The organism is Streptomyces pluripotens, assembly GCF_000802245.2.
GTDB lineage: Bacteria > Actinomycetota > Actinomycetes > Streptomycetales > Streptomycetaceae > Streptomyces > Streptomyces pluripotens.
This window is the reverse complement of record NZ_CP021080.1, coordinates 2921822-2938626: the sequence shown is the minus strand read 5'-3', so window position 1 is coordinate 2938626 and position 16805 is coordinate 2921822. Positions and strand designations below refer to the sequence as shown.

Annotated in this window: 18 protein-coding genes and 2 pseudogenes; 14 read left to right on the top strand and 6 right to left on the bottom strand. The window is 69.9% G+C overall.

Annotated features, from left to right (window positions below; genetic code table 11):
- The first annotated feature begins 21 nt into the window (after positions 1-21).
- The 7 genes from LK06_RS13055 (at position 22) to LK06_RS13025 (ending at position 6843) form a co-directional block, all read left to right on the top strand.
- Entirely contained in the window at positions 22-477 is a 456-nt protein-coding gene (locus LK06_RS13055; protein ID WP_039651041.1) for an Lrp/AsnC family transcriptional regulator, read from the top strand.
- A gap of 38 nt (positions 478-515) precedes the next feature.
- Positions 516-1679 carry an aminofutalosine synthase MqnE gene (mqnE, locus tag LK06_RS13050; protein WP_039651043.1) on the top strand — a complete coding sequence of 388 codons (1164 nt, stop codon included), beginning with the start codon at positions 516-518 and terminating at the stop codon, positions 1677-1679.
- A 194-nt stretch (positions 1680-1873) separates the two neighbouring features.
- Positions 1874-2398: a GNAT family N-acetyltransferase gene (locus tag LK06_RS13045; RefSeq protein ID WP_039651045.1), complete on the top strand. Its 525-nt coding sequence runs from the start codon at positions 1874-1876 to the stop codon at positions 2396-2398.
- A 75-nt stretch (positions 2399-2473) separates the two neighbouring features.
- The gene (locus LK06_RS13040; protein ID WP_039651047.1) at positions 2474-2782 is read left to right on the top strand and encodes a DUF4229 domain-containing protein; all 309 of its coding nucleotides are present in this window, start codon (positions 2474-2476) and stop codon (positions 2780-2782) included.
- 229 nt (positions 2783-3011) lie between these two features.
- Positions 3012-3224, top strand: a complete 213-nt coding sequence (locus LK06_RS13035) for a hypothetical protein (protein WP_039651049.1) — start codon at positions 3012-3014, stop codon at positions 3222-3224.
- 449 nt (positions 3225-3673) lie between these two features.
- Complete coding sequence (locus LK06_RS13030; protein ID WP_039651051.1) at positions 3674-5614, top strand: AMP-dependent synthetase/ligase; 1941 nt, start codon at positions 3674-3676, stop codon at positions 5612-5614.
- A 293-nt stretch (positions 5615-5907) separates the two neighbouring features.
- On the top strand, positions 5908-6843 hold the full coding sequence (locus LK06_RS13025) for a LysR family transcriptional regulator (protein WP_039651053.1): 936 nt from the start codon (positions 5908-5910) through the stop codon (positions 6841-6843).
- Here the strand turns inward: LK06_RS13025 and LK06_RS13020 are convergent.
- Both LK06_RS13020 and LK06_RS13015 read right to left on the bottom strand, forming a co-directional pair.
- Positions 6802-7452: a class I SAM-dependent methyltransferase gene (locus tag LK06_RS13020; protein WP_374208087.1), complete on the bottom strand. Its 651-nt coding sequence runs from the start codon at positions 7450-7452 to the stop codon at positions 6802-6804. The two genes, LK06_RS13025 and LK06_RS13020, sit on opposite strands and share 42 nt — an antisense overlap.
- A gap of 513 nt (positions 7453-7965) precedes the next feature.
- Positions 7966-8169, bottom strand: a complete 204-nt coding sequence (locus LK06_RS13015) for a cold-shock protein (RefSeq protein WP_004984723.1) — start codon at positions 8167-8169, stop codon at positions 7966-7968.
- 289 nt (positions 8170-8458) lie between these two features.
- Here LK06_RS13015 and LK06_RS13010 point away from each other — a divergent pair, with 289 nt between their 5' ends.
- On the top strand, positions 8459-9307 hold the full coding sequence (locus LK06_RS13010; RefSeq protein ID WP_043404610.1) for a menaquinone biosynthetic enzyme MqnA/MqnD family protein: 849 nt from the start codon (positions 8459-8461) through the stop codon (positions 9305-9307).
- 225 nt (positions 9308-9532) lie between these two features.
- Here the strand turns inward: LK06_RS13010 and LK06_RS35240 are convergent.
- Positions 9533-9766: pseudogene (locus LK06_RS35240) on the bottom strand (transposase); the annotation flags it as partial.
- A 237-nt stretch (positions 9767-10003) separates the two neighbouring features.
- Positions 10004-10207 carry an alpha/beta hydrolase gene (locus LK06_RS35235; RefSeq protein ID WP_159025293.1) on the bottom strand — a complete coding sequence of 68 codons (204 nt, stop codon included), beginning with the start codon at positions 10205-10207 and terminating at the stop codon, positions 10004-10006.
- 24 nt (positions 10208-10231) lie between these two features.
- On the opposite strand from LK06_RS35235, the pseudogene LK06_RS33130 reads away from it, so the two are divergent.
- The 5 genes and pseudogenes from LK06_RS33130 to LK06_RS12980 form a co-directional block, all read left to right on the top strand.
- Positions 10232-10642, top strand: a pseudogene (locus LK06_RS33130) (hypothetical protein); the annotation flags it as partial.
- Complete coding sequence (locus tag LK06_RS12995; protein WP_039651063.1) at positions 10639-11424, top strand: prepilin peptidase; 786 nt, start codon at positions 10639-10641, stop codon at positions 11422-11424. The pseudogene LK06_RS33130 and the gene LK06_RS12995, both read left to right, overlap by 4 nt.
- A gap of 78 nt (positions 11425-11502) precedes the next feature.
- Positions 11503-12702, top strand: coding sequence for a cyclic dehypoxanthinyl futalosine synthase (gene mqnC / locus LK06_RS12990; protein WP_039651065.1), 1200 nt, complete (start codon positions 11503-11505; stop codon positions 12700-12702).
- A gap of 7 nt (positions 12703-12709) precedes the next feature.
- The gene (locus LK06_RS12985) at positions 12710-13318 is read left to right on the top strand and encodes a hypothetical protein (protein WP_039651066.1); all 609 of its coding nucleotides are present in this window, start codon (positions 12710-12712) and stop codon (positions 13316-13318) included.
- Between the two features lie 170 nt (positions 13319-13488).
- The gene (locus tag LK06_RS12980) at positions 13489-14184 is read left to right on the top strand and encodes a demethylmenaquinone methyltransferase (RefSeq protein ID WP_039651067.1); all 696 of its coding nucleotides are present in this window, start codon (positions 13489-13491) and stop codon (positions 14182-14184) included.
- A gap of 12 nt (positions 14185-14196) precedes the next feature.
- Here the strand turns inward: LK06_RS12980 and LK06_RS12975 are convergent, their stop codons facing one another.
- Both LK06_RS12975 and LK06_RS12970 read right to left on the bottom strand, forming a co-directional pair.
- A complete protein-coding gene (locus LK06_RS12975) occupies positions 14197-14532 on the bottom strand; it encodes a PASTA domain-containing protein (protein WP_071659236.1) in 336 nt (111 codons plus the stop codon).
- An 83-nt stretch (positions 14533-14615) separates the two neighbouring features.
- Positions 14616-15134, bottom strand: coding sequence for a GNAT family N-acetyltransferase (locus tag LK06_RS12970; RefSeq protein WP_039651181.1), 519 nt, complete (start codon positions 15132-15134; stop codon positions 14616-14618).
- A 98-nt stretch (positions 15135-15232) separates the two neighbouring features.
- Here LK06_RS12970 and LK06_RS12965 point away from each other — a divergent pair, with 98 nt between their 5' ends.
- Positions 15233-16516 (top strand): geranylgeranyl reductase family protein, encoded by a 1284-nt coding sequence (locus tag LK06_RS12965; RefSeq protein ID WP_039651069.1) that lies wholly within the window; start codon positions 15233-15235, stop codon positions 16514-16516.
- Positions 16517-16805 lie beyond the last annotated feature (289 nt).

The window sequence follows — 16805 nt, the reverse complement described above, 5'->3', positions numbered from 1 at the left end:
TCAGCGGAAGGCTTTGAACGCATGGACGCGGTGGACAGGCAACTCATCCAGGCCCTGAGGGAGAACGGCCGGGCCTCCTACGCGGAGCTGGGACGCCTCGTCGGTCTGTCGGGGCCCAGTGTCACCGACCGCATCAACCGGCTGGAGGCGGCCGGTGTCATCACCGGTTACCGCGCCACGGTGGACGCGGCCTCGCTCGGTCTCGGCGTCACCGCGCTGATCGGCATTTCGCTCTCCGACGCCGCTGACCACGAGGACGTGGCCCAGCGGTTGCGGGACCTGTCGGAGATCGAGGACTGCTGGTTCATCGCCGGTGACGACTCCTTCATGCTCAAGGCCCGGGCGGCGGACGTGGACGGTCTGGAGAAGATCATCCGACGGCTCAGCGGAACCAAGGGAGTCTCCCGGACCCGCACCACCATCGTGCTCTCCACCAAGTGGGAGAACCGGGTCGGAGAACTGCCGGACGAGGTGTAGCGATACCGTTGGTCAGGCTGTCGTGGAAAGGTGTTGGCATGGACGTCGGGCTCAAGCGCGAGCTGGAGGAGAAGGTCCGCTCCGGTGAGCGGCTGACCCGCGAGGACGGCATCGCCCTGTACGAGTCGGACGACCTGGCCTGGCTGGGCGGCCTGGCCCACGAGGTGCGGCGCCGTAAGAACGGCGATGTCGTGCACTTCAACGTCAACCGGCACCTCAACATGACCAATGTGTGCACGGCCTCCTGCGCCTACTGCTCGTTCCAGCGCAAGCCGGGCGAGAAGGACGCGTACACGATGCGCATCGAGGAGGCCGTCAGGCTCGCCAAGACGATGGAGTCGGAGAACCTCACCGAGCTGCACATCGTCAACGGCCTGCACCCCAACCTGCCGTGGCGCTACTACCCACGATCGCTGCGGGAACTGAAGGCCGCCCTCCCGGGCGTCTCCCTGAAGGCCTTCACCGCGACGGAGATCCACCACTTCGAGACGATCTCCGGGCTGAGTGCGAGCGAGATCCTGGACGAATTGATCGACGCGGGCCTTGAGTCCCTCACCGGTGGTGGCGCCGAGATCTTCGACTGGGAGGTCCGACAGCACATCGTGGACCACCGAACCCACTGGGAGGACTGGTCCCGTATCCACCGTCTGGCGCACGAGAAGGGGCTCAAGACCCCGTGCACCATGCTCTACGGTCACATCGAGGAGCCCCGGCACCGCGTCGACCACGTGCTGCGGCTGCGTGAGCTGCAGGATGAGACCGGTGGTTTCCAGGTCTTCATCCCACTGCGTTACCAGCACGACTTCGTGGACATGAAGGACGGCAAGATCCGCAACCGGCTCCAGGCCCGGACCCGGATGGCGACCGGCGCCGAGGCACTGAAGACCTTCGCCGTCTCCCGGCTGCTGTTCGACAACGTCCCGCACGTGAAGGTGTTCTGGGTGATGCACGGTGTGCAGACTGCCCAGCTGGCCCTCCAGCACGGTGCCGACGACATGGACGGCTCGGTCGTCGAATACAAGATCACACACGACGCGGACAACTACGGCACCCCGAACAAGCTGACCCGCGAGGACCTGCTGGAGCTGATCCGGGACGCCGGCTTCCGCCCGGTGGAGCGCAACACCCGCTACGAGGTCATCCGGGAGTACGACGGCCCGGACCCCCTGCGCCGGGAGTCGCCGCAGCCGATGCGGGTGTGAGCGAGCGGAGGTGCCCGCCGTCGAGGACGCTGGGTTCCCTCGGCCGAGCCGTGCGGGCACCGGATCTGACCCGCAAGACGCCGGGCCTGCGCGAGCCGACCGCGCGCGGGCCCTGGCCTGTGGTCGGCCCGTGGCGGCCGAGCCCCGACCGAAGGCGGCCGGTGACACCCTCTGGTAAGGGATAACATTCGACAATGCCGCTTACCTTCACCCTGGATCCCGCCATCACCCCGGTTCTGCGAGACGGCATCCTCGATCTGTGGGCGGACGTTTCCAACGCGGGCGGTGCCGTGGGCTTCGTACCCCCGGTGTCCAGGGAGGAGATCCGGCCGGAGCTGCTGCGTCACTTCGTCCAGCTGGCCGAGGGACGTTGTCGACTGCTCGTCGGGCACGACGAGAGCGGTGAAGTGGCCGCGACTGCCTTCCTCACCCGCAACGCACACCGGCTGATGACCCACTGGTTGTGGCTGTACACGGTGATGGTGCACCCGCGGCACCAGGGCAAGGGCTACGGCCGCGACCTGCTGGCCGCTGCCGCGGACGCGGCCCGGGGCATCGACGGCATCGAGGCGATACGGCTGACCTGTCGGGGCGGGCTCGGCCTGGAGCGCTTCTACGCGTCCTGCGGCTACAAGGAGGTCGGCCGGGTGCCCGGCGCCATCCGTGTCGCCCCGGGTGACGACCGCGAGGACGTCATCATGCTGCTCCCCCTCGGCTGACCCCCCTGCATGATCGCCTGTCGGTCGTGCTTCACTGGATGACGACCCTTTTTGGAATCGGACGAGTGGATTGAGATGCTCCGCTACACGCTGATGCGCCTCGGCATCTACGTCGGCTGCCTCGTGGTCGTCTGGGGAGCCGTCTACTCCGGCATCTTCCCGCGCGGTTTCGGCAACTCCAACTTCCTCTGGGTCCTCTTGCTCGCCCTGGTCCTCTCGGCACCGATCAGCTGGGTCGTGCTACGCAAGGAACGGGACCGGGCCTCGGTGCAGATCGTGGGCAAGGTCGACCGGATGAAGGCCAACCTGGAGGCCAACCGCAACCAGGAGGACGCCGTGGACGACTCCGCGCGGGCACAGGGTGGGGCGACCTCGCCCAGCTAGTCCTACCGCAACTGGTCTCGCCGCCCTGGAGGCGTCAGGGCCAGGTGGTTGCCGAGGGCGGTGCAGGAGCCTCAGCCGCTCGACGCCGCCGCACGAAGTCTCCGTGCGTGCGGCTGCGTGGCCGCCTTGACGGACCAGATGGCCGAAGTCGCGGGTGTCCCCATTCCGTTGCTCTGTCCACACCACGGTTCCGGCAGGATGCCTCCACCCGCGCTCCCCGGGGTAGTCGGTGAGCGGAGCACGCCACAGGTCCGCCCTGGATGCCGTCCCCACCGGTGGTGCTGGGGCGGCCCGGCACCGGGCGGCGATGCGGTTGATCCGGTCCGGACCGGTCGTGGACTGCGATCCGGCCACCGGTAGCGCCGCCGTGATCAGCCGTGCGCCCTGCCCCTTCTCCGACCAACAGGCCGACCAGGCCACCACCGTGACCTGCCCCCTGTAGCCCGCCCCGCTCCTGCAGCCAGCGCGCCTGGCCGAGTCCGAGGGCGAGATCCACGGCGCCCGACCGCAGGACGTGGCCGATGCCGCCGGGGACATCACCTGGTTCTCGGCGTCACCTGGCTCTCAGTGTCTGGCCCCAACTTTCGCGCGGCACGTCCCACATTGCCTACTCGGGAGTAAAGTTACCGGAGGTAAGTCCGTGTCGCGAGTGAGGAGCCGAGGGTGAGAGCCCGTTGCCGCCACACCGCCTCCGAGGGTGCGCACCTCTGGCCCCGGTCGCCCACCGGACCCGCACGAGCCGCCCACCGCAGGCCCGGACGAACGCCTGCCTGACCGCCGGTACCCCCCTTTCTGCGGCCCGCCGCCGGTGAACACCCGGGTGTGTGAGGCGCGTACGTCATGCAGCAAGCAGTGCATCACCCACACCGCTGCACGTTCGAGGAGCCGCCCGTGCCCACTCCGTACCCGAACACCCCCGCCTCCTCCGGCGCACCCGTCAGCGGCACCGACTACGACGGCCGCCCGGTCCTGGTGGAGCCCGAGGTCCGGCGGCTGGACGGGGTCGTGCGGGAGGCGTCCGTCCCGCCGTTCGCGCTGCGGGTGGCCCGTGGATCGCTCGCCGACCTGCCGTTCGAGAACGCCGGAACGGCTCCCGGCGCGGTCGTGTTCGGCCGCCGGACGCCCGACGGCCGCTGGACGGACGTGACGGCCGCACGGTTCGCCGAGCAGGTGCTGGCGGTGGCCAAAGGGCTGATCGCCGAGGGGCTGCTGCCGGGCGACCGGATCGCCGTCATGGCCCGCACCCGGTACGAGTGGACACTGCTCGACTTCGCCGCCTGGGCCGCCGGCCTGGTCACGGTGCCCGTCTACCCGACCTCCTCGATCTTCCAGACCCGCTGGATCCTGCACGACTCCGGCGCGGTCGCCCTGATCACGGAGACCGCCGCCCAGGCCTCGGCCATCGGCCCCGAACTGCAGCGGCTGCCAGACCTGCGCCACCTGTGGGTGATGGACGAGGGGCACGTGGAACAGCTGGCCGAAGTGGGCGTGCGGGTGCCGGACGGTGAAGTGGGCGTACGCCGGGGAATGTCCGGCCCCGACACGCTCGCCACGCTCATCTACACCTCAGGTACCACCGGCCGCCCCAAGGGCTGTGCCCTCTCGCACGGCAACTTCTTCGCCGAGGTCGACAACGCCATCGAACTGCTCTACCCGGTCTTCAAGGCGCAGGACGAGGAGCCCTCGGTACTGCTGTTCCTGCCGATGTCGCACGTCTTCGGGCGGATGGTGGCCATCGCCTGCGTCCGGTCCGGAGTCCGCCTGGGCCACGCACCGAGCCTGGCGGCCGAGGACCTCCTGCCGGATCTGGCCGCTTTCCAACCGACCTGCCTGCTGACCATCCCCTACATGCTGGAGAAGGTCTACAACTCCGCGCGGGCCACGGCGGAGGCGTCCGGCCGGGCAGCGGTCTTCGACCGCGCCGCGGCCGTGGCCCGCCGGTACGGCGAGGCGGTCGAGATGCGGCAGACCGGCACCGGCCCGGGACCGGGCCGCGCCCTCAGGACTGCCCGCGCCTTCTACGACCCGCTCGTCTACCGCCGGATCCGCACCGCCATGGGCGGCAGGGTCCGTCACGCGGTCTGCGGTGGCTCCCCGCTCGGCCGGCAGCTGGCCGCGTTCTACGCCGGTGCCGGCATCGAGATCTTCGAGGGGTACGGCCTGACGGAGACCACGGCCGCGTCGACCGTCACCCCGCCGCTGAGGCCGAGACTGGGTACGGTCGGTTGGCCGTTGCCCGGCACCCGGGTGCGGATAGCGGCCGACGGCGAGATCCTCGTCGCCGGCGACCACGTCCTGCGCGGTTACTGGGACCCGCAGGCAGGCGGAGTCGTGCCCGCCACGCGTGATGGCTGGCTGCCCACCGGCGACCTCGGAGCATTGGACGACGAGGGATACCTCACCATCACCGGCCGCAAGAAGGAACTCCTGATCACAGCGGGCGGCAAATCGGTGGCACCGGCCCCACTGGAGAACTGGCTGCGCCAGCACCCGCTGATCTCCCAGGTGATGCTGGTCGGCGACGGCCGACCGTATGTCGCCGCGCTGATCACCCTGGACCCCGACGGCATCACCCACTGGCGCCGGATGATCGGCAAGCACCCGGTTCCCCCGGAACTCCTCTGCAGGGACGACGAGCTGACGGCGGCTCTGCAGCGGGCCGTGGACGAGGCGAACAAGCTGGTGTCCCGCCCCGAGTCCATCCGCCGCTTCACCGTCCTGGCGACGGACTTCAGGGAGGAACAGGGCCACCTCACCCCCTCGATGAAGCTCCGGCGCGAGCAGATCATGCGGGACTTCGCCCAGGAGGTGGAGGCGCTGTACGACCACTGACGGAGCGGTGTGGGGACGCGTGCGCGCGGGCCTCGCCGTGCCTGCGGGCCTCGCCGTGCCTGCGGGCCTCGGCCGCGGCATGGTCGAAGACCACCGCCCGCCCGGCCGGCCGTCTCCGCCGTGGTTCGGTCGGCACCCGCTCCCCACCGGTCCCGCCTCCGTCCGGACTCAGCGGGGGCGCGGAGCGGGTTGCCGCCTGGGTCGGTCGCGGCCCGTCCACGATCCTGGTACGCCCCCTGAACACAGTCAATCCTTGGGTTTTCTCGTCAAACCCAAGTGCTAGCTTGGGGGTTGTGACCCTGGACGACCTCCGTGTGTTCGTGGCCGTGTGCCGGGCCGGAAGCCTCAGTTCCGTGGCCCGGAACCTCGGCTGTACCCAGTCCGCCGTCAGCCAGCACGTCAAGCGGCTGGAGCGGGAGACGGGCGTGGCCCTGCTGGAGCGCCAACCGCGCGGGGTTGCACCCACCCAGGCCGGCCGGGTACTGGAAGCAGCCGCGGCCGAGGGGATCTCCGGCCTCGACCACGCCGTACGGCACCTGCGCGACCTGATCGACGGGCACAGCGGACACGTTCGCGTCGCCACCGGTGCCACCACGGTCCGTCACTTCATGGCCGACGCCGTCGTCACCTTCCGCAGCCGCCACCCCAAGGTCAACCTCGACTTCCGCACGGTCAGTTCGGGGCGCGGCACCTTCGACGCCCTGGCTGACGGCACCCTCGACCTCGCCTGGATCACGCTCGGCGCGCCGGTCCGGGGCATCGAGCAGCGGATGGTGGTGGAGCTGCCCTGGGTGCTTGCCGTGCGTGCCGACGACCCCTTGGCCGGACGGCCCGTCCTAGACGCCGCCGAGCTGGGCGACGTACGGCTCGTCCGGCTTCCCCCCAACTCAGCTTCCGCGGCCCACCTGGACACCGCCTGCGCGGAATTGGGCGTCCGGTTCAGTTACGACACCAGTGTCGCCGACTGGGACACGGCCCTGATGCTCGCCGAGCTGGGGGTGGGGCGGGCCGTCGTTCCCGCCGTTCCCGGGCTGCCGGTGCCGGGGGAGGGCGAACTGCGTCTCGTCCCCCTCCCCGGCCTGCGGTCTCTCCCCGTCGGCTGGGCCGTCCGCCGCTGGGAGGCACTCAGCCCTCCCGCCCGGGCTTTCGCGGACACGGTCGTGGAGTGCCGGGCCGCCGCCAGCCCTTCAGCCTTCCTTCCGAGCCAGCAGGAAGGCCTGCGGGACTGACTCCGCCAGCGCCTCGTCCGGCTCGCGTACGGTGCTGGAGCGCAGCGCGAATCCGGCCTCGCCCAGCAGCTCCGCCATCTGTTCGGGGCGCCGCCGGTGGAAGTCGAGTGCCACCGGGTGCCCCCACGGGCGGTCGTGGCGGCGGGGCCGCTCACCCACCTGGAAGGCCAGCAGGAGGTGGCCGCTTGGAGCCAGTACGCGGTGGAATCCGGCGAAGAGGGCGGGGAGCTCCTCCAGGGGCGTGTGGATGCTGGAGTACCAGGAGACGACACCTGCGAGCGAACCGTCGGTCAGGGGGAGGTCCAGCATCGAACCCTGTGCGAAGCGCAGCTCCGGGTGTTCGCGGCGGGCGACCGCGAGCATGGACTCGGACAGGTCGAGCCCGAACACGTTCAGACCGAGGGACGCCAGGTAGGCGGCGACCCGGCCGGGGCCGCAGCCGAGGTCGACCACGGTCCCGCCGGGTCCGACCAACTCGGCGTAAGCGACGAGGAGTGCCCGCTCCAGCGGTGTGCGGACGATCACGTCCCGGAAGTGCTCGGCGTAGTCGTCGGCGACGGCGTCGTAGAAGGTGCGGGTGGCGGTCAGGGAGTCCTCGGTCTCGATCACGGTGGGGACGGTAGCGAACCCCGCCGACAGTCGGGGCCCCGCTCCCCACCCCCGTCATCCGTAGCGCCGTCGTCGCCGCACCCGGGGACCGTGTGCTCCCGGTCTCCTGGCCGTCCTGCTCTCCGCATGCCCGCCCGGTGCGCGCGGGGACCGGCATTCCGGGTGGCTGGAGCCCGGGGCCGTACGGGATTCCGGACCCCGCATTCCGGGGATCCCGAGCACCTTGTGGTCACCGAGGAAAAGGTGGCGGCCGGGCCGTGCGGAGAAGGCGTCGGACCGAGGCTGGGAGGACGCATGCCCGTACCGGGGTGCTGTGCCCCGTGGACAGGGGAGCGTGTCGCTGGAACGGCGTTCGTCCCAAGCATGGAGGACATCCGAACAGCAGGTGGACGGAACACCCGGACGGGAAAAGGCAGGAGCCCCGTCGCCGAGCGGCGCGGGGCTCCTTGGGTACTGCACTCAGGTTCTGCGATCAGGTGGCGATCATGCGGTCAGGCAACGATCAGCCAGTGATCAGACGGGGGTGACGTTCTCCGCCTGCGGGCCCTTCGGACCCTGGGTCACGTCGAAGCTCACCTGCTGGTTCTCCTCAAGGGAGCGGAAGCCGGTGGCGTTGATCGCGGAGTAGTGAACGAAGACGTCGGGGCCGCCGCCCTCCTGGGCGATGAAGCCAAAGCCCTTTTCGGCGTTGAACCACTTAACGGTTCCGGTAGCCATAAGCCCTCCTTGGGCTCACAAAGGGTTTGCCCTGCTCCAGAACCTGCAAGTGTGAAACGGTGCTGCACAACTGCATATGTCTGAAAACGACGAGAGCCCGCGGTCACATGCTCCGCAGGCTCTGTACTGCAAGGGAAACCAAACTGCAACTTGCGGCGAGCCTAGCACGCAGGCAGCCGAAAGCAATAGAGGCCAAGATCACTTCACTCGAAGGTTTGAAGGTCCACTGGCCCGTTTGACGGGCGGGGTCGGTCGAGCACCGTACCGCACGGGGGGCTAGTCTCGCGATGTGGACAATTCTCGCACCCGGCCGCGCGTCGGCCACATCCAGTTCCTGAACTGCCTGCCCCTCTACTGGGGGCTCGCGAGAACCGGCACGCTCCTCGACTTCGAGCTGACCAAGGACACCCCGGAGAGGCTCAGCGAGCAGCTCGTGCGCGGCGGTCTCGACATCGGGCCCATCACCCTCGTCGAGTTCCTGCGCAACGCCGACGACCTGGTTGCCTTCCCAGACATCGCCGTCGGCTGCGACGGTCCCGTGATGTCCTGCGTGATCGTCTCCCAGGTACCCCTCGACCAGCTGGACGGCGCCCGGGTCGCCCTCGGCTCGACCTCCCGCACGTCGGTCCGGCTCGCCCAGCTCCTGCTCGCCGACCGGTACGAGGTCCAGCCCTCTTACTACACCTGCCCGCCCGACCTCAGCCTGATGATGCAGGAGGCGGAGGCCGCCGTCCTCATCGGCGACGCCGCGCTGCGCGCCAACCTCCACGACGGACCGCGCTATGGCCTCCAGGTGTACGACCTCGGCACGCTCTGGAAGGAGTGGACCGGCTTGCCGTTCGTCTTCGCAGTGTGGGCGGCCCGTCGGGACTACGCGGAACGCGAGCCGCTCATCACCCGCAAGGTCCACGAGGCCTTCCTCGCCTCCCGCAACCTCTCCCTGGAGGAGGTCAGCAAGGTCGCCGAACAGGCGGCCCGCTGGGAGGCCTTCGACGAGGCGGCCCTGGAGCGGTACTTCACCACCCTCGACTTCAGCTTCGGTCCGCCGCAGCTGGCGGCCGTCGCCGAGTTCGCCCGCCGGGTGGGTCCGACGACGGGCTTCCCGGCGGACGTGAAGGTGGATCTGCTACAGCCGTAGGCGGAGCCGGGAACCCGTTTCCGCCTACCCTGCTGCTGTGTCCTCTGGGGGCCTGAGGGGCCCGTGGAGGGGAGGGCGGGGCGCCGCGCAATCGCTGGGAGGTGCAAAGCCCGCTTCACAGTGGACTCCCCACAAGACAGGAGTTCAGTCAAGAAGACAGAAGTTCAGTCAAGAGCACTGTCGCTACTGAACTTGAAAGAGTGATGTCGGCTCCTTGGAAGGTGGTCACCGCTTGCGGCTGGGGTTCCACTCGTAGGTTCCTGGAGCCGTCTCGACGACTTCGCGGGGCCAGGCCAACCGGACCTGTTCCAGGCGCGCACGGTGCTCGGCTGTCCTGGCCGCGCGGGTGACGTGGCTGAGGCCGGCGGCGAGGTTGCCGATGTCGCGCTTGACCAGGGACCACACATCCTCGGCTGGGTTGAGGTCGGGCGCGTAGGCGGGCAGCTGAACGATGGTAAGGGCCTTGTCGGCCTGGCCCAGCACGATGTTCGTCAGGTTGTTCGGGGACGGACCCGCACCCCAGCACCCGCTGGGTGCGTGGCCGATCGAGCGCCCGTCGCCGGTACCGAAGGTCCGACCGCCGAAGGCTGAGGATGTCGGGTCGTTGCCGAACCTGATGTGATGGTCGTCGTGCCGTTCAAGCGGATTGAGTGCCGCGGACACCTCGGGAGCGGGGTCGAATTTCGCCTTGCCCGCCTAGACGTGATGGGGATCGAGATGAAGATCGGAAGCCTTGCCGACCGTGACCCCAGGCGCCCCTGCGAAGATGACGTCGTCAGCTTTCCTTCCCGAATGCGTGAAGGCGTCGCCGACCCTGGTCGCACCAGAGCGGTGGTCGATGAGTGTCATAGGCCCAGCACTGATGTGATCGGGTTTCAGAGGGTTGACACACGTCGCCAACTTGGGTGCTCCGGCGTCCGCGTTGCTCTGCGAGGCAGGGCCAGCACGGACGCGCTGGTCCTCGTCCGTGGCCCGTTGCTCGCGGACCGCCCCGAGAGCCGCTACGGCTGGCTCTCCAACGAGATCATCGATGCGCAGCTCCCTCTGCTGGTTGCAGACATCGGCCTTGCGCTCTCGGCGTTCCACATGGAGAAGAACCGCACGGAGAAGGCGACCGAAGCGCTCGAAGCGGCGCTGAAGACCGCTCTGGCGGATGAGCGGCTGTGGAACGAACTCCTGCGCGTCGTCCACGCCGCAGGTGACCCGGACCTCCTGCGCTCGCGCGCTGCCGATCTCCTCTCCCGCAGCGGGGTACGCGGGCTCCCGCCGCGCACCGAAGCCCTCCTCGACGAACTCCTGCCCACGTGGCGCGAGGGCGTCACCGCGGCCGGATGAGCGACGAGCTGCTGTGGGCCGCCGCCGCGCTGTGGGGCGCCGTGGCGGGAGCACTGCTCCCCAGGGCCGCCTACCGCTTCGCGGTCCCGGCGGGGGAGGGATGGCGCGACCGGTGCCCGCGGGGACACGCGCTCCGGGGCTGGTTCGGACCGGCGCGCTGCGGTCAGTGCGCACCCGGTGGCTCGGGGGAAGCCGCGTCGCCGGGTGCGCAGGGGACGTCCGGTGCGGACGGGCCGCCGTATGTCCCCTCCGCCCCACTCCTCTCCGCGGTGACCGCACTGGTCTGTGTCGCTTTGGCCGCAGCCACCGGTACCCGCCCCGAGCTGGCGGTCTGGCTGCTGCTCGCCCCGGTCGGTGTGGTGCTGGCAGTCGTGGACTTCCGGGTGCAGCGCCTACCCGACCCGCTGACCCTGCCCCTCGCGGCCGCCGCGCTCGTCCTGCTGGGCCTCGTCGCGCTGCTGCCCGAGCACGCTGGCCACTGGCTCACCGGGCTGTACGGCGCCCTGGCCCTCGGTACCGGCTATTTCGCGCTGTTCCTCATCAATCCGGGTGGAATGGGTTTCGGCGACGTGAAACTGGCCGTGGGGATGGGCGCCGTGCTCGGCTGGTACGGCTGGCCGACCGTGCTGCTCGGCACCTTCGCCGGGTTCCTGTTCGGCGCGCTCTACGGCGGTGTGCTCGTCGTCGTCCGGCGGGCCGGGCGCAAGACGGCCATCCCGTTCGGCCCGTTCCTCATGGCGGGCGCCTACACCGGGCTGCTGCTCGGCGCCTACGCGGCCTGACCTCGGCGGGCCGAAGGGGCTGGCGTAGGCTGGTGCGGTCCGTCCACAACCCTTACGAACCCTGCGAAAGGGACGCCGGTGACCGAGAAGGCCGACCTCCAGTCCGTCCTCGACCGTGCTGCCGCCGGTGGGCGGATCACCCCCGAGGAGGCGCTCGACCTCTACCGGGACGCCCCGCTGCACGCGCTGGGCGCCGCCGCCGACGCCGTACGCCGTCGCAAGTACGCCGGCACCGAGCACATTGCGACGTACATCATCGAGCGCAACATCAACTACACCAACGTGTGTGTCACGGCGTGCAAGTTCTGCGCCTTCTACGCGGCTCCCAAGGACACCGCGAAGGGCTGGACCCGCGACCTCGACGACATCCTGCGCCGTTGCGCGGAGACGGTCGAGCTGGGCGGTACCCAGATCATGTTCCAGGGCGGGCACCACCCGGACTACGGCGTCGAGTACTACGAGAAGCACTTCCGCGCCATCAAGGAGGCCTTCCCGCAGCTGGTGATCCACTCGCTGGGCGCCTCCGAGGTCGAGCACATGGCCCGGATCAGTGGGGTGTCCGTCGAGGAGGCGATCACCCGGATCCACGAGGCGGGCCTCGACTCCTTCGCCGGCGCCGGCGCGGAACTGCTCCCCGAGCGCCCCCGCAAGGCCATCGCGCCCCTGAAGGAGTCCGGCGAGCGCTGGCTGGAGATCATGGAGATCGCGCACGGGCTGGGCGTGGAGTCCACCTCGACCATGCTGATGGGCACCGGGGAGACGAACGCCGAGCGGATCGAGCACCTGCGGATGATCCGCGACGTGCAGGACCGTACGGGCGGCTTCCGCGCGTTCATCCCGTACACCTACCAGCCCGAGAACAACCACTTGAAGGGCCGTACCCAGGCGACCCTCTTCGAGTACCTGCGGATGATCGCGATCGCCCGCCTCTTCCTGGACAACGTCCAGCACATCCAGGGTTCGTGGCTCACCACGGGCAAGGAGGTCGGCCAACTGTCGCTGCACTACGGCGCGGACGACCTCGGTTCGATCATGCTGGAGGAGAACGTGGTCTCCTCGGCCGGTGCCAAGCACCGGTCCAACCGCCTGGAGATCATCGACCTCATCAGGAGGGCGGGCCGGGTCCCCGCGCAGCGCGCCACGACCTACGAGCACCTGGTCGTGCACGACGACCCGGCGAACGACCCCGCCGACGACCGTGTGGTCTCCCACATCTCCTCAACGGCGATCGAGGGTGGCACGGCCCACCCCGAGCTGAAGCTGCTGGCCTCCAACTGAGCTTGCCGTGCTGACGATTCACGCCGACTCCAGGGGCGACGCCCTCGCCGTCGAGGGCGAGGGGATCGCGGCTGCCGGACCCCTGGCGGAACTGGTCGCGGCCCACCCGCGTGCACGCGTGCGCAACTGGCCCGGCATCCTCACGCCGGGGTTCGTCAACCTCTACGGGAACGAACTGCTGGAGGCGACCTACCACCCCGATCCCCGTGAGGCCGACACCCTCGGCACCGAGCCGCTGTCCGGGGACGCGCTCTCCACGATCGTGCTCGACGACGCACGCTGGGGTGCGAGCGCCCGCCGCGGGGTGCAGCGCATGCTCGCCCACGGTACGGTCGCCGTGGCCTGTGAACCGCTGCGCAACCGCGCGGTGCGGGACGCCGTGCGGCGCACCGGCCTGGGGGTGGTGGGCAGGCTCGGGCACCCCGGCGGCAAGCCTTCCCTGGACCCGCTCGCCACCGGCGACCCGGAGCCCATGGTGCCGCCCGCGCGTGAGCCCGGTTCCGCCGCCCGGTTCGCGGTGTTCGACGTCCGCGACGAGGCAGAGCTGGCCGAACGCGGAGCGGGAACGTGCGTGGCGACGGTCGTGGCGGGACGGCTGGTGTTCCGCCGCCGCTGAGACGTCGTCGGCCGGTGGACGGGCGACCGCCGGTCCAGCCGGAGAGCGTCCTCGCGCTGTCGTGCTTCCGGATCGGCTTCGTTCGGCTCGCGAACGGGAGGAGGACGTTGCGGCGCGCAGGAAGCCGAGGCTCCTACCGTGAGACCGGACCACGCTGCAACAATGGGTGGGTGACCCGCGCATCCCTGGACAAGCAGCCGCACGAAGTCGCCTCGATGTTCGACAACGTGGCGGAACGGTACGACCTGACCAACGACGTGCTGTCGCTGGGGCAGGACCGGCGCTGGCGCAAGGAGGTGGCGAGGGCGGTTGACGCGCGTCCCGCGCAGAAGATCCTGGATCTCGCGGCCGGTACGGCCACCTCCTCGCTGCCCTTCGCGCAGACCGGCGCGTACGTCGTCCCCTGCGACTTCTCCCTCGGAATGCTGCAGGTCGGCAAGCGGAAGCACACCTGGTTGCCGTTCACGGCGGGCGACGCGACGAAGCTGCCGTTCAGGGACGACACCTTCGATGCCGTGACGATCTCCTTCGGGCTGCGCAACGTGCAGGACACGGACGCGGCCCTGCGGGAGATGCACCGGGTGACCCGGCCCGGGGGGCGCGTGGTGATCTGCGAGTTCTCGCACCCGGCCTGGGCGCCCTTCCGGACGGTCTACACGGAGTACCTGATGCGGGCGCTGCCGCCGGTGGCGCGCGCGGTGTCCTCGAACCCGGACGCGTACGTCTACCTCGCCGAGTCCATCCGGGCCTGGCCCGACCAGCCCGCCCTCGCCGAACGGTTGCGCAAGGCGGGCTGGTCCAAGGTGGCCTGGCGCAACCTCACCGGCGGCGTGGTCGCGCTGCACCGGGGCTTCAAGGAGGGCTGAGGGCGGGGCGTGTCACTGGTTGATCGTCTCGAAGGCGTCCCCGGGCTCGCCCAGTTCACGCTGCATCCCGCCCGTGGGCGGTCGTGGGATGCGTGGTTCACGCACGCCTCCGCCGCCCTCTCCCTCGCCGAAGTCGAACCACACGTAGACCATCGAGTCCGGCGGCACCTCGGCGCCGGGCTGCGGATACTGGCGTACGACGTAGTCGACCACGGTGCGGTGGAAGTCCGGGCGGTCCGGTGCGTGGAGGAGCAGGCCCCGCGCCCGGGCTGTTTCGCGCGCATCCACAGCCATCAGACCGACCAGGCGTGGAACGCGCACTTCGGGTGTTTCGGGTGTTATACGCACGGATGTCACCCCCAGCGGTACTGGCAGGGTAACTCCCGTGCGGCCCCATCAGGAAGGCGCCGATGTCTTTCTGTGACAGTTGGTTACCGTGCGTGTTCGAGAAGGAGGCGGAAACAGCGCACCGGCTCGTCCAGCGGGGGACGTGTGTAGGTCTCCGCAGGCTCCATGCCGAGCCGCCGGGTCACAGCGATCGACCGCTCGTTGCCCGGTCGCACCATCGCCACCACATTCGGGACGCCGGCCGCCCGTACCCGTTCCAGTGTTTTCCGTGCAGCCGCCGTGACGTACCCCTTGCCCCAGTGCGCCCGGCCGAGCCGCCAGCCGATCTCTATCTCGCCGACCGGGCCCCAGTTGGGCCGCCAAGGTTGGGCGCCGGTGAAGCCGATGACCCCACCCGACTCGTCCAGCAGGGTCCACAAACAGAAACCGCGCTCCGCGTCGTGCCGCCGCTGGCGCGCGGTGAGTTCCTCGTAGACCGACAGCGCCGCCGGTCTGCCGCCCTGGAACTCCATCACCTCGGGGTCGTCGAAGGCCCGGTGCCAGGCGACCGCGTCCTCATGGGTGGGAACGCGCAGCCGTACTACGGGGAGAGGTCCGTTCACGGGGCAGCCCTTCAGCCGGGTGATCAAGTCTGCTGAATAGACTGCCCGTGTCCAGTGCCGGTCGGCACGCAGATTTCGAACCTTGGGGAGATCCCGCCGTGACCGAGCCCCTCTCCGGCCACACCGCCGATGTGATCGTCGTGGGTGCGGGGCCAGCCGGCTCCACGACCGCGTACCACCTCGCCAAGGCCGGTCTAGACGTCCTGCTCCTGGAGAAGACCGAGTTCCCGCGCGAGAAGGTCTGCGGGGACGGTCTCACCCCGCGCGCGGTCAAGCAGCTCGTCGCCATGGGCATCGACGTCTCCGAGGAGGCCGGCTGGCTGCGCAACAAGGGCCTGCGCATCATCGGCGGTGGCGTCCGCCTCCAGCTGGACTGGCCGGAACTCGCCTCCTTCCCGGACTACGGCCTGGTCCGCAAGCGCGACGACTTCGACGAGCAGTTGGCCCGCCAGGCCCAGAAGGCGGGCGCCCGGTTGTACGAACGCTGCAACGTGGGCGCTCCGGTCGTCGACGAACGCACCGGCCGGATCACCGGCGTGAACGCCAGGATCGGCGAGGAGAAGCGCGCGGTCACCTTCCACGCGCCGCTCGTCGTCGCGGCCGACGGCAACTCCACCCGCCTGTCCCTCGCGATGGGCCTGCACCGCCGCGAGGACCGCCCGATGGGCGTTGCGGTGCGGACCTACTTCACCTCCCCGCGCCACGAGGACGACTACCTGGAGTCCTGGCTGGAACTATGGGACCGGCGCGGCCCCCAGGACCGCCTGCTGCCCGGCTACGGCTGGATCTTCGGCATGGGTGACGGCACCTCCAACGTCGGCCTCGGCGTGCTCAACACCTCCGCCGCCTTCAAGGAACTGGACTGGCGCGAGGTCCTCAAGGCTTGGTGCGCGTCCATGCCGCAGGACTGGGGCTACACCCCGGAGAACATGACCGGCCCCATCCGCGGCGCCGCTCTCCCCATGGCCTTCAACCGTCAGCCGCACTACACGCGAGGTCTGCTGCTGGTCGGTGACGCCGGCGGTCTGGTGAACCCCTTCAACGGCGAGGGCATCGCCTACGCCATGGAGTCCGGCCAGATCGCCTCCGACGTCATCGTGCAGGCCCATGCGCGGGCCACGCCTGCCCAGCGCGAGATTGCCCTGCAGCGCTACCCCCGGATCCTCAAGGACACCTACGGCGGCTATTACACCCTCGGCCGGGCCTTCGTGAAGCTCATCGGCAATCCGAAGATCATGCAGATCGCCGCCCAGCGCGGCCTCACCCACCCGATGCTGATGAAGTTCACCCTGAAGCTGCTCGCCAACCTCACCGATCCCACGGGCGGCGACGCGATGGACCGCATCATCAACGGCCTGAGCAAGGTGACTCCGAAGGCGTGAGCCCGTCCTGGGCGCGGCTCAGGATCTCGGCCCCGGCGGCCCGGCGGGCGTACACGTCGTCACGCCGGGCCGTCACCTGCCGGAGCGTTTCCGCCTTCTCCCGCTGGGAGAGCCGGTCCAGATGGACGTACCCGTGCGCGTGGTGGGTTTGGTGGGCGAGACAGCGCGCTGCCGCCTTCGCTCGTGGACGGACCGCGGCCCAGCGGCGTGCGCCTGAGGTGCCAGTCAGGGCGCGGGATGCGTCAGGGGGAGGCAGAGCGGCTCGGGGCGGCGCCGCGGCGTACCGGGA

What these genes read in the sequence shown, in the direction of transcription:
- LK06_RS13045 (WP_039651045.1), top strand. Translation starts at nt 1,874, where the DNA reads ATGCCGCTTACCTTCACCCTGGATCCCGCCATCACCCCGGTTCTGCGA.
- LK06_RS12995 (WP_039651063.1), top strand. Translation starts at nt 10,639, where the DNA reads ATGAGCGACGAGCTGCTGTGGGCCGCCGCCGCGCTGTGGGGCGCCGTG.
- mqnE (WP_039651043.1), top strand. Translation starts at nt 516, where the DNA reads ATGGACGTCGGGCTCAAGCGCGAGCTGGAGGAGAAGGTCCGCTCCGGT.
- LK06_RS13055 (WP_039651041.1), top strand. Translation starts at nt 22, where the DNA reads ATGGACGCGGTGGACAGGCAACTCATCCAGGCCCTGAGGGAGAACGGC.
- LK06_RS13040 (WP_039651047.1), top strand. Translation starts at nt 2,474, where the DNA reads ATGCTCCGCTACACGCTGATGCGCCTCGGCATCTACGTCGGCTGCCTC.
- LK06_RS13015 (WP_004984723.1), bottom strand. Translation starts at nt 8,169, where the DNA reads ATGGCTACCGGAACCGTTAAGTGGTTCAACGCCGAAAAGGGCTTTGGC.